This window comes from Clostridium lundense DSM 17049 (genome assembly GCF_000619945.1).
Lineage (GTDB): Bacteria > Bacillota > Clostridia > Clostridiales > Clostridiaceae > Clostridium_AO > Clostridium_AO lundense.
The window spans coordinates 228,448-240,499 of the sequence record NZ_JHVC01000002.1 but is presented as its reverse complement, the minus strand read 5'-3'; the positions used below and the strand labels follow the sequence as shown (position 1 = coordinate 240,499).

General features: G+C 27.0%; 10 protein-coding genes and 1 pseudogene. All 11 read right to left on the bottom strand.

What is annotated here, in order from left to right:
• Window positions 1–5: 5 nt before the first annotated feature.
• The 11 genes and pseudogenes from T514_RS0104965 to T514_RS23800 all read right to left on the bottom strand — a co-directional run bounded on the left by T514_RS0104965 (window position 6) and on the right by T514_RS23800 (window position 12,029).
• A complete protein-coding gene (locus tag T514_RS0104965; protein WP_027623779.1) occupies window positions 6–992 on the bottom strand; it encodes a sensor histidine kinase in 987 nt (328 codons plus the stop codon).
• An 11-nt stretch (window positions 993–1,003) separates the two neighbouring features.
• Window positions 1,004–1,696 (bottom strand): response regulator transcription factor, encoded by a 693-nt coding sequence (locus T514_RS0104960; RefSeq protein ID WP_027623778.1) that lies wholly within the window; start codon window positions 1,694–1,696, stop codon window positions 1,004–1,006.
• Between the two features lie 422 nt (window positions 1,697–2,118).
• Window positions 2,119–3,624, bottom strand: coding sequence for a methyl-accepting chemotaxis protein (locus T514_RS0104955; protein WP_027623777.1), 1,506 nt, complete (start codon window positions 3,622–3,624; stop codon window positions 2,119–2,121).
• 155 nt (window positions 3,625–3,779) lie between these two features.
• A complete protein-coding gene (locus T514_RS23805) occupies window positions 3,780–4,499 on the bottom strand; it encodes a hypothetical protein (protein ID WP_051541780.1) in 720 nt (239 codons plus the stop codon).
• Window positions 4,500–4,619: 120 nt separating this feature from the next.
• The gene (locus tag T514_RS0104945; protein WP_027623776.1) at window positions 4,620–5,924 is read right to left on the bottom strand and encodes a sensor histidine kinase; all 1,305 of its coding nucleotides are present in this window, start codon (window positions 5,922–5,924) and stop codon (window positions 4,620–4,622) included.
• A 3-nt stretch (window positions 5,925–5,927) separates the two neighbouring features.
• Window positions 5,928–6,650, bottom strand: a complete 723-nt coding sequence (locus T514_RS0104940; RefSeq protein WP_027623775.1) for a LytR/AlgR family response regulator transcription factor — start codon at window positions 6,648–6,650, stop codon at window positions 5,928–5,930.
• A gap of 199 nt (window positions 6,651–6,849) precedes the next feature.
• Window positions 6,850–8,820 (bottom strand): FtsX-like permease family protein, encoded by a 1,971-nt coding sequence (locus T514_RS0104935; protein WP_027623774.1) that lies wholly within the window; start codon window positions 8,818–8,820, stop codon window positions 6,850–6,852.
• A gap of 13 nt (window positions 8,821–8,833) precedes the next feature.
• Window positions 8,834–9,604: an ABC transporter ATP-binding protein gene (locus T514_RS0104930; protein ID WP_027623773.1), complete on the bottom strand. Its 771-nt coding sequence runs from the start codon at window positions 9,602–9,604 to the stop codon at window positions 8,834–8,836.
• Between the two features lie 120 nt (window positions 9,605–9,724).
• The gene (locus T514_RS0104925; protein WP_027623772.1) at window positions 9,725–10,774 is read right to left on the bottom strand and encodes a sensor histidine kinase; all 1,050 of its coding nucleotides are present in this window, start codon (window positions 10,772–10,774) and stop codon (window positions 9,725–9,727) included.
• Window positions 10,775–10,790: 16 nt separating this feature from the next.
• On the bottom strand, window positions 10,791–11,483 hold the full coding sequence (locus tag T514_RS0104920; protein WP_027623771.1) for a response regulator transcription factor: 693 nt from the start codon (window positions 11,481–11,483) through the stop codon (window positions 10,791–10,793).
• 116 nt (window positions 11,484–11,599) lie between these two features.
• A pseudogene (locus tag T514_RS23800) lies at window positions 11,600–12,029 on the bottom strand (sugar O-acetyltransferase).
• Between the last annotated feature and the right edge of the window lie 23 nt (window positions 12,030–12,052).

The window sequence follows — 12,052 nt, the reverse complement described above, 5'->3', positions numbered from 1 at the left end:
ATTAATCATATTTGTACTTTAAATTTTATTGTAATCTTTGCTCCTACATCAACAGTGGATTCTACTTCTATTTCATGTCCTAAATTGTTACACACCTGTTTAGTTATATACAATCCCATTCCTGTAGATTCTCCATACCTACGTCCATTTTCTCCAGTAAAAAATGGGTCAAATACTCTTTTAATATCTTTCACAGGTATCCCTATTCCCTCATCAATAACACTTAATTTAATTTCTTTTTCACTTTCCAAGGCTTTTATAATTAATTTCTTTCCCTTATTTCTTGAATACTTTATACCATTAATAATAAGTTGACCTAATGCAAATTTTAGCCACTTGACATCACTATAAATTTCAATACTTTCATTTATGTCAACTCTTGGAACTATTCTGTTTTTTATAAAAATCTTTTTTTCTTCACTTACTACATCCCGAACTAGATTCTTTAAAAAAATCTTTTCTACTATAAAGTCTTTTTGAAAGGAATCTAGCCTTGCAAAATGCATTGCCATATTTAGACCTTCCTTTAACCTATTCACCTCTTCTTGCATATTTTCATACTTTTCTTCTCCTTCATACTCTTGAAGTTGCAGTTGCAATACGGATAGAGGTGTCTTCATTTGATGAACCCACTGATTTATAAAAGTTAGATGATCACTATGAATCTTATTACATTTTTGTATTTCAGCTTTATATAAATTATATTGCTTTTTTAATACCTCAGAAATATTTTGGCTTAGTTCAGAACTACCAAGTTCTAATAAAGTATCATTTAAAGATGTTAATTCGCTTCTTAATAATCTATATAATTGTCTATCTTGATAATATCTAAATGCTAAATAGCATACTAGAATAAATGTATTAAAAATCACTATATAGATAATTTCACTATACCCTATAAAGCCCATAATATTAGAATATATAATTGTAAGAGCTAAGCTTAGTAAATATGTAAAAATGTAACCCTTATTATCCTTTAAAAATAATCTCATATCACTTCATCCTACCAGGTTTTATTTAATCTATAACCTGCCCCTCTTATAGTTTCTATTCCCTTATCTATTCCCAGTGTCTGTAACCTTTTTCTTATCCTACTAATATTCACACTTAAAGTATTTTCCTCAACAAACTCTAAATCATCCCATATTTTTTCTAAAAGGAAGTCCCTACTAACAACTTTAGGATATTTACTCATAAGACACTCTAAGAGTATACCCTCCCTTTTAGTAATAATTAATTTTTTATCTTTAAATTCAGCTTCTAATCTTTCAGGATAAAATTTAAGACTATCTACTTTAACTATGCGTTCCTCTACCTTAGGTGCATAATCTCCAAAAGCTCTTCTTATTTGACTTTTTATCTTTGCAATGACAACTTCATAATAAAAAGGCTTTGTTATATAATCGTCTGCCCCACTTTCTAAAGCCATAACCTGATCCATTCCACTATCTCTTGCTGATATAAATATTATAGGAATTCTTGATTGTTGTCTTATTCTTCTGCACCAATAAAATCCATCAAATTTAGGTAAATTAACATCTAATAATACTAAGTCTGGGCTATACTCATCAAATCCTGTCATTATATTTTCAAAGTTTTCTTCTATCCTTACATCAAAACCATACTTAATAATATACTCTTTCAATATATTACTTATTGATAAATCATCTTCTACAATATATATTTTGTATTTCATATTAATTTCTCCCCAATTTAATATTTTGTAAAAAATCTAAGTTGCCACATTACTTCTCTAATTTAATTATACTATTATTTTATTTTTTTACACAATTGTCACATGATTGCCACAATTGCCCTATATAATAAAATCGTTTTAAACGTTACTCTAAACTTTTACTCTTACGCTGAATTTACTTATAGATTATCCAGATAACAACAATGCCTAATTTTCTAATTAGACAGAACATACAAAGGAGGAACAAATATCTTAACAGAATCACAAAGTAGTTCATTATAATCATATTTTACATTTTATGTACTTAAAGATTCACTTAATGATTAATACAATAAAATAAATAGATTAAATATTAAAAAAGCGTATTGGACTTCTCCAATTCGCTTTTTATTTGTTTGTAGATTTTTAGATGACTATGAAACTTACTTATTCCCCCTATTAGAAGAAAGATCCTTTAGGTTTTTACTTAGCTTTTTAATTTCCTCTATAGATAAATGCATTGAATTAATTTTTCCACCTTGCTCCTTAATTTTCGCCTCAATTTCTTCTGTAGATGCTGAATGTTCTTCAGTGATACTTCCTATTCCCTCAAGCTCTATTTTTACAGGTTCGAAGTTGTCTACTACCTTTTGGATAACCATATGCTCTTCACATATATACTCATTCATTCTTTCAAAGTATCCTTCAATTTTGTTAAATGAAGTGTACACATTATTAACAACTTTAGTTCCCTCTTCCGCTGCCATATTGCCATCAGATACCTTAACAACTGCATCATTAGTAATAGTATTAATTTCAGTAATAATCTCATAAATGTTTTTTACTATTTCCGTAGTTTGTTCAGCTAATTTTTTAACTTCTTCTGCAACTACTGAAAATCCTTTGCCATGCTCACCTGCTCTAGCGGCTTCAATACTTGCATTTAATGATAATAGATTAGTTTGAGATGAAATTTCGTAAATACTGTTAACCTCACCATTTATTTTATTAATGCTATTTTTTAATGTATTTACTGTGCCTAAAGATATTTCCGCAGCTTCTCTTATTGTTTTCATAGTATTATTCATAGAATTGATTTTTTCAGATCCATCAATAACATTTTCTTCCATTTCACTTGATATTATAGATATTTTATTGGATATATCGCCAACTTCCTCCAGCGAGGAATTGGATTCATTTATTTTTAAATTTATACCTAAGACACTCTCTACTATTTCCTGAACCCCAATATTTATTTGATACATAGCATTATTTATATCATCACTAGTGGCATTAACAAGTGTAAGATCTTCAGAAAAAGCCTCTATATTGTTATCTAAATTGTTAGTGCTATCTTTAATATTTAATAAAAGTGAATCTAATTTCTGGACTAAAGCCTTACTTTCTAAGGACTTATTATTTGCTGATTCTATTAATCCGCTCCCCCAACTAGTGAGACAATAAATTAAAATTATAATACCATTTAATATTACAAAAAGATTTAACATATTTGAATACGAAAACTTTTCACTTAACATACTACTAGGATTAACAAAAAACAAAATCAAAACACATGTGTTTAAAAGTACTGCATTTATAATTAATATTTTTTTTTGAAAATATAATGTTGCACATATAATTCCTGCAATAAACACCAATATATCAGAAGCAATGGTTTCTTGATTGAAAGTTCCCGATGAAAAGTATCCGAAATTTGAAAGTATTATAACTGAGCTAAAGGCTATTGCCTTCATCATATCTTTTACTGGCGAAAAATATATCATTGTTGAAACTATAATTACTATTATCAATGGTAACAACTCATCCATATTTACTTTTAAACTATTCATTTGCATGTCAGTTAAAATCATAAGTAAACATATTACAATTATGGTTACATAATTAACTCTATGTATCTTTTGAAAACTAAATGTCCAATTATTTTTCATTTTTCGCACCTCTTTTAAGTTAAAATTAAGTCTAGCTTAAATATTTATTATAAATATCGATATTAGTTACTATAATCTTAACTTAAAACTATAAAAACAACCACATGTAAGTAATTATTTTTAGTTACCTACATATGGTTGCTATATAAAATAACCTATTGAAGTCTTTCTTTTACACTAGATTTAGCCTCACTATTTTCACTAGTTACAACCTTTTGGGTATTTGAGCCGTACACCTCATTAGTAATTGTTTTCTCTTCTTTACTAACAACATCATTTTCTCTAATATCTTTATCATTTGTAACCTTTTCAGTATTAGATCTTTTAGCGATTTCCATTTGCTTCTTATATTCCTTCATACCTCTTTCAATTAACCTTCTACCTTCTGCTGATTTTTTAAGCTCAGCCCCAGTATAGCTTAATGCCCTTTCCGCTGTAGCCGTATCCCCTTTTGCTTCAGCCTGTCTATATACTGAATATGCAATTTTTCCAATCTTTGTATGAGCTGTAGCTGAAGTAATTCCAATCATAACATCTTTATTTATTACCTGAGAACTTTCCTCACTTTCTCCTGCTACTTTTTGATGCTCAACTTTTTCATCTTTTGGCTTTAACATTTCTAATTCTTTAGTTTTTTTCACAAACTTTCCTTTAGCTAATTGGTCATCAACTTCTTCAAGCTTTTTTTCCAGTCCTTTGATTGAACTTTTCTTGCTTTCTTCAGAATACTTACTTTCTTGAACCTTTTTTATTTGTTCTTGTAATTGAAGCTTTTGTTTTTCTAAGGGACTCATAGATTTTTTTGAATGATTATTTGCCCTTAGTCCCATTCCCATAGTATTAAAAATTGTATTTGATGTTGCACCTATTCTCATATATGTGCCCTCCTTTTTTGTTAATGAATACATATTTGTATTTATTAATATCTTCGGAAGCCCTAAAATGAAGATAATGTTATTGTTGTGAATAAGTCTTTATTTGTAGTGAATCAGTATCTATAACACTTGAAGCATAACATTTAGTACAAACATATTTTCACTATTTTCAATATAAGTAGTTCCAAAATACTTATCAGCAATACTTTGAATATTTAAAAGCCCTAATCCGTGATTTATATCATCACCCTTATCTGTACTTATATAATCTTTATGTATATATCCCTTCATGCTATTCTTTATTTCAAATACTATAAATGACTTATTGAATGTACTTGTTATATGTATGTATTTTTTTATACTTTCGTCTGTAATTTTTTCACAAGCCTCTATTGCATTATCTAAGGCATTACCAAGTACTACACATAAATCAAAAGGGTTCATTTTTATTCCATTGGGTATTTTTATATTACACTTAAAATCTATATTTTTATCTATACTGATATTATATTTTTCATTTATAACAGCATCTGCAAATGGATTCCCAGTATTTACTCTTAAATTAAGGCTTTCTAACGACTCAGTTACCTTTTTTATGTACTGTTCTGTACTTTTTATATCACCATTAGCAATTAAATTCTTAATACAAATCAAATGATTATTTATATCATGCTTAAATGTCCTAGTATTTTTAAATTGCACCTGTAAATCTTTATAATGTCTCGCTTGTATGTTAAATTGATTTGCTAATAATGCTTCCTTCTGACGCAGGGCATTTTCCTTCATAAGCCTGTCCAAAATTATTACAGTAAACACCCCGCAAATTAAGGCTATAGATGCAAATCCCATCATTTTTATGTTATTAAGTAAGGAACTATCCACATTATTATTTTTGTAATAAAGCTTAAAATATTCACATAATAAAACTACTATAAACACATTAGGGATTACAAAAAATAGCATATATTTTAGATCTTTAAAATTATTATCAATGCAATAATTTTTCAATATAAAATTAAATATTAAAATATAAATTAATTGGGCAATAATTAAGATCAACTGATTTGCTATGTTATTTATATCATTTGACATATAAATAACAGGTACTGTTATATACTGTACCAGTTCATTAAAACAATTATAAATTATAGAAACTATAATCTTTTTAAGGTATGTCCCTTTACAGAATATTAAGCATATAACAAAAACATATATAACGGTAGGTATCCACTGATAAACACTTTCTATATTAAACTTCTCTACAATTAAGAAAGGAATATTACCTGTTATAAGTATTGCTATAAATATATATCGTAACTTTGTTTTAAATCCTAGAAAACCTTTTAGTGTTATATATAATATAAAAAATCCTAATATATCTGAAACAAAAGATAGTATTTTCCCAATTATATTAAAAGTAATCACTTTCTACGCTTCACCTCGTTTTATATATTTTAAAAATGCTCTAGAAAATTCATCATATTTACTTTTTGATAGCATTATTCTTGTCCCATTATCAAGCATTATATCTGTTTTATTAAATTTCATTACGTATTTTAGATTTACTATATAACTCCTATGACATTTAAAAAAGCTATCTCTAGGAACTTTTTCTTCTATATTTGCAAGCTTGTCATAATACTGTATTACTTCTTTTTCAGTATGTATATTTATAATTCTATTTTGCACCTCAAAAAAGTGTATACTATCTAATAGCACTTTTATTGCGCTTTTCCCTTTATTAATTACAATACATTGTTCGCTATTTTCTTTATGGCTAATCACCTTAAAAATTCTATCTATAATTTCTGATATCTTTTCTTCAGATACTGGTTTTATAAGATAATGAAATGCAGATACATCAAAAGCTTCAAAAACATACTCTTCAAAAGCTGTTATAAAAACAATCTTTGTAGCATTATTATTTTCTCTTATACTTTTAGCTGTATCTATACCAGAGATCTTGCCCATTTTTATATCTAAAAACACAATGTCAAAATAGCTACCAGAAGAAATCATTTGCTCACCACTACTAAATTCTTCAATATCATAGTTATAATCACAATAATTGTTTTCTAAAATACTTTTAATCTTATTTACAATATCTAGTCTTTGAAGTACTTCATCATCACAAACCGCAATTTTAAGCATACCAATCTTCCTTTCTATTATGGTTTATTATTACATTATATATCAGAAGCACATCCCCTACAAAACTCATATGCATATAAACTAAAAAATTAAACTTTTAAATATACACACCTATTTAATAATAAATAAAAAATGCAGAGGAAACTTGTCTCCCCTGCTCTTTAAATTCTGTGAATTAATACTAGAATTAAATAAATACCTAAATGCTCCAACTATTAATTTGTTTAACATACATCCATTTAGCAAATAGATAATATACTATTTGTAAAACTAAATATATTCCTGCAATAAATATAAAATATTTTATATTTAAAAGTCCTACAGATTTCACTGCAAAAGCAGCATGAACTGTTGCTACTGTAAGTGGTAAAAAAAACATTGTAAAACTTTGAATACTGATAACCTTTTTTATTTCTTCTTGTGTAACGCCTATCTTTTTTAATCCTATAAAATCTTGCTTATCTTTCTGAACTTCATTAAACATTTTGAAATATAATATACTTCCTGTTGCAATAAAAAATATCATTGCAATAAACGTTCCTATAAACAAAAGTACAGATAGCAATTTCATTACGCCTGCTGCGCTTATTACTCTTTCAGTAAAGAAAGGTTCTTGACCTTTTGTAACTGCATTTTTTATTTCAATTACAGCATCAGTAGCTTTTAAATTATGTTTGATGTTATATCCATAATAAATACACTTATCATTATTTGAAATTTCATTCCGCATTTTTTCGAAATCACTATTATTAACAATTATAGTATTAGTATCTTTTTCATCTGCGTTTATAATTCCACCTTTTAAGTTACTCAATATATTCCAGCTACTTATTTTGCCTCCAATGTTTAAGTTTAAAGTCTTCTGATGCTTAAAAGGAAGTTCTGTTCTTGCATTAGCTATATTACCAGTTAAATCATAGGTATATATTACTACTTCTCCATTTTTTAAAGTTAAAGATTTCTTGTTATACTGCTTTGCAAGTTCATTAAAGCTATCTTCAGACATTATATTAAAATCAGTTTTATTTACTTTTATGCCATAAGTACTTTTCTTATTATCTTTTACCTTATCATTGTTTTTTGCCTTTATTAGCTCTATTTTATTTTTATATTGTATATCAAACTTATACTTATTTAGTATATCTTCAACTTTTCCATCAGCTATAACTTTATGAGAATTTATATCCTGCTCTATGACCCCTATGTCTTGTGGACAATTTTCTTCCATTGAATATAAACTTACTCTTTGTAGAGAATAAACTGATATAGCCGATGCAAGGGTAATTCCACTTAGTATTGAAGTAATAAATAATACCTTTGCATTATCTTTTAATTTATATATGATTTGAGAAAGCGTTATCAGATTTATTCCTTTATAATAAACTCCTTTATTGTTCTGAAGTTTATTTGTAAAAAACACACTAAATTGAGAAAATAAAAAGTGAGTTCCTATTATTACAACTATAAGTATTGGAAACATTGTAGCTATAATAGCTGTTCCAGAAAATAAGCCTACAATGTATCCTGATATGATAAGTATTATTGCTAATGCTGATTTTATTTTTGAAAACTTCGGTGTTTCTTTAGGTATCCTCTCACCCTTTAATAATTCTGCAATGTTATTATTTTTTATTTTAAAGCTTGTAATAAAGCTTATAAGATTAAGAAGTATTAAAAAGCTTAATATTGTTATTTTTATGGCTTTACTTGATATTGAAAATGGAATTTCTGAATTCAGATCTAAAATTGTAGACACAGCCATAAAAAATAATTTTGAAAACAAAATTCCAAAGAAGAGTCCTGTCATAATAGAAAAAATTGAAATTGTTATATTTTCAAACATGACATATCGTCTTATTTGACCTTTGGTTAAACCAAACATTGATAAAAGTCCAAATTCTTTTTCTCTAGACTTTAAAAAACTAGTTATTGAGTAATTTGAAAATATAAAAGTGAAAATTACTATTACAAATTCGCACAAATACATTAATCTACTAGCAACTTCACTCATAGTCTTATCATTAAAATTTCCATTACTTAAACTCGGATTATATATAAAATTAGCAAATATAAAAAATATAGTTACAACTATTACATTGCTTAAATAATACATAGCATATTTATTTAAATTTCCTTTAATATTTTTGATAGCTATATTATTAATTGTCATTTCAATCCTCCCCCTACAGTGTATAATTATTTGACCTGCTTCCTAAAAGTGAAAGAGAATCCATGATTTCTTTGAAAAACGCTTGCCTGTTTCCTCCATTCACAATTTCTAAAAAGTATTTTCCATCCTTAATCATAATTATTCTTTTACAAAAACTTGCAGAAAAAGGATCATGAGTAACCATCATTATAGTAGCTTCTTTTTTACTATTTAGATTTGTTAAAGTTTCCATAACATCCTGGGAAGCTTTAGAATCAAGATTTCCTGTAGGTTCATCTGCCAAAATTATAGAAGGATTATGGATAAGTGCTCTTGCACAAGCTGCTCTTTGCTGCTGCCCTCCTGAAATTTCATATGGTTTTTTATTTAAAATATCTTTAATATTTAAAAGACTTGCAATATCTTCAACTTTCTTTTCTATTTCTCTTACATTAACTTTCTCTAATACAAGTGGCAATATTATATTTTCCTTAATAGATAAAGAATCTAAAAGATTAAAATCTTGAAATATAAAACCTAGTTCCTTTCTTCTAAAAAGTGCAATATTTTTCTCATTTAGTTTTGTAGGATTTGTACCATTTATAAAAAGTTCTCCTGATGAAGGACTGTCTATAGTTGCCATTATATTTAATAACGTTGTTTTACCACTGCCAGATGGCCCCATTACTCCAACGAATTCACCTTTTTCAATTCCTAAACTAAATTTATCCAGAGCTTTGAACGTCATCCCGCCTTTTTTTCCACCATATATTTTTGTTATATTTTCAACTTTTAGAATTGACATAATAAAAACCTCCTACTTTATATATTCTTCGAAGACTATGACTTTATTATAAAAAAAATAGAGAAATCTTAGTATCGATTTCTCTTTCATTTTAAATATGAACATTACAACTTTGAAAGATTACAATTTAAATATATTTTTGCCTTTATAGAAGTCGATATAAAATTTTGTTCCTTTTCCTTCTTCTGATTCAACATACAACTTATTTCCAAGCTCTTCACAAATACGTTTTGATAAATACATTCCCATACCTGTAGATTCAGAGGTTTTTCTACCATTTTTACCTGTAAAGAAAGCATTAAATACTCTCCCTAAATCCTCCTTTGGTATACCAATTCCATTGTCTTCAATACTCACAACTATTTTGGTAGTACCTTCTTGTATATTAAATTTTATAGTTTTTTTATCTTTCTTTACTACAGCTGTATATTTTATTGAATTAATAACAATTTGATTTATAACAAAGTATATCCACTTTTTATCTGTTTGAACAATTGTGGTTTTACCTATTATTTCAGGAAATATCTTATGTCTAATAAGTAATTTTTTATTATCATTTACTACTTTTCTTAAAATCAGCAGTATATCTATATCTTCCACATTAAAATCATGATTAAATTCATTTATTCTTGCATTATATAACATAATATTAAGACCTTGTGATATTTTTTCATTTTCTTCACCAATACTGTCAAAAATCTCTTTAAATTCCGATGTATTTTCTTCCTGTAATATTAGATTAATTACAGATACAGGTGTTTTCATTTGATGTACCCATTGATTTATAAAGTTTGAATAATTCTTTTGGATATCTTCATATCTATAAACTTTACCTTCATATTCCTTATGCAACTTTTTCAATGTGTTTACAAAAAGCCTTTGCTCTATAGTTCTGGCTTCACCTACATTTATAACATCATCTATAATATTTTCAGAATTGGATACTTCATAGAGCCGTTTATAAAATGTCCTTATTTTTAAATATTCATATATAAAAAATATTATAAATATAACTATAGAAACCAAATATGCATACAATATATTTGCTATAGGAAATTCTATTACTTTTATAGATATGGCTAAATACATTATTAAAATAGCTAAAGATATACTTATAAAATAAACTATTGTATAAGCTATCCTATCTTTCAAAAAATCTATAAACTTCATTTTATTCACCAACTCTTTACTCTATCCAATTATTAATAAGCATATATCCCTGTCCACGTTTTGTCTCTATAGCATTGGTAATACCTACTTCCTCTAATTTCTTCCTAAGTCTTGTAACATTAACCGAAAGAGTATTATCATCAATAAAGTCAGTATCACTCCAAAGGATCTCAAGTAAAGTATCCCTTGAAACAATTTTATTTACGTTCTTAACAAGATATAGTAAGAGAGAAAATTCATTTTTACTTAGTTCAACTTTTTTCCCTTTAAACTCCAATACATTATTATTTATATATAGTATCAAATCGTCAACTTTTAAAAATTCTGTAGCTCCTTTAGAATAACTACCATATACTCTTCTTAATACACCTTTTATTTTTGCTAACAATACATCATAAGAAAATGGTTTTGTTATAAACTCATCTCCACCATTATCTATTGCCATAACTTGATCCATATCTGAATCTCTAGCCGATATAAATATTATAGGTACTTTTGAATGACTTCTTATATCACTGCACCAATAAAAACCATCAAAGAAGGGAAGATTTATATCCATTAAAACAAGATCTGGCTTACATTCAAGAAATTCATCTTTTATATTTGAAAAATCTTTAATTAAACATGCCTTATATCCGTATTTCTCCAAATGATTTTTTATAAGTTTAGCCATTTTCTTGTCATCTTCTATGATCATAATACTATACAAATTTACCACAACCTTTAAATATTTATATATAATTATTTTTCAATACTTATTACTTATTATAGCATGAACAATTCATACTCTTAATTTATTTTTCTAATCTTTAGGCCATTTAATAATTACTCAATTTTTTTAATAATTTTTACAGGATTCCCAGCTACCATTACATTGTCTGGCACATTTTTAGTTACAACGGAACCAGCTGCAACTACTACATTATCTCCAATTGTAACTCCAGGAAGTACAACACAGTTTCCACCAATCCACACATTCTTTCCAATTGTAACTGGCTTACCAAAGCAGGTCGGTGTATTTCTCTCTTCTGGTTTTAATGAATGGCATGCTGTATAAATACAAGTTCTTGGTGCCATAAAACAATTTTTACCTATTTTAATTTCACAGGTATCCAACATTAAGCAATCAAAATTTTTATTCTTTTTTCACCTTCATCTTTCTCTATTAAATTATATTCTTTGGTAAGTTTTCTGCTCTCGTTTGATCTTTTTGAAGAAGTGAATCTAAAGTGTTATAAACTTCGCCAGAAATCATTTTCTCTTTTTCGCTTTTTATTA

Bases quoted from the DNA above. Each gene is read 5' to 3' on its own strand.
- T514_RS0104965 (WP_027623779.1), bottom strand. From the start codon at position 992: ATGAGATTATTTTTAAAGGATAATAAGGGTTACATTTTTACATATTTA.
- T514_RS0104960 (WP_027623778.1), bottom strand. From the start codon at position 1,696: ATGAAATACAAAATATATATTGTAGAAGATGATTTATCAATAAGTAAT.
- T514_RS0104955 (WP_027623777.1), bottom strand. From the start codon at position 3,624: ATGAAAAATAATTGGACATTTAGTTTTCAAAAGATACATAGAGTTAAT.
- T514_RS23805 (WP_051541780.1), bottom strand. From the start codon at position 4,499: ATGAGAATAGGTGCAACATCAAATACAATTTTTAATACTATGGGAATG.
- T514_RS0104940 (WP_027623775.1), bottom strand. From the start codon at position 6,650: ATGCTTAAAATTGCGGTTTGTGATGATGAAGTACTTCAAAGACTAGAT.
- T514_RS0104935 (WP_027623774.1), bottom strand. From the start codon at position 8,820: ATGACAATTAATAATATAGCTATCAAAAATATTAAAGGAAATTTAAAT.
- T514_RS0104930 (WP_027623773.1), bottom strand. From the start codon at position 9,604: ATGTCAATTCTAAAAGTTGAAAATATAACAAAAATATATGGTGGAAAA.
- T514_RS0104925 (WP_027623772.1), bottom strand. From the start codon at position 10,774: ATGAAGTTTATAGATTTTTTGAAAGATAGGATAGCTTATACAATAGTT.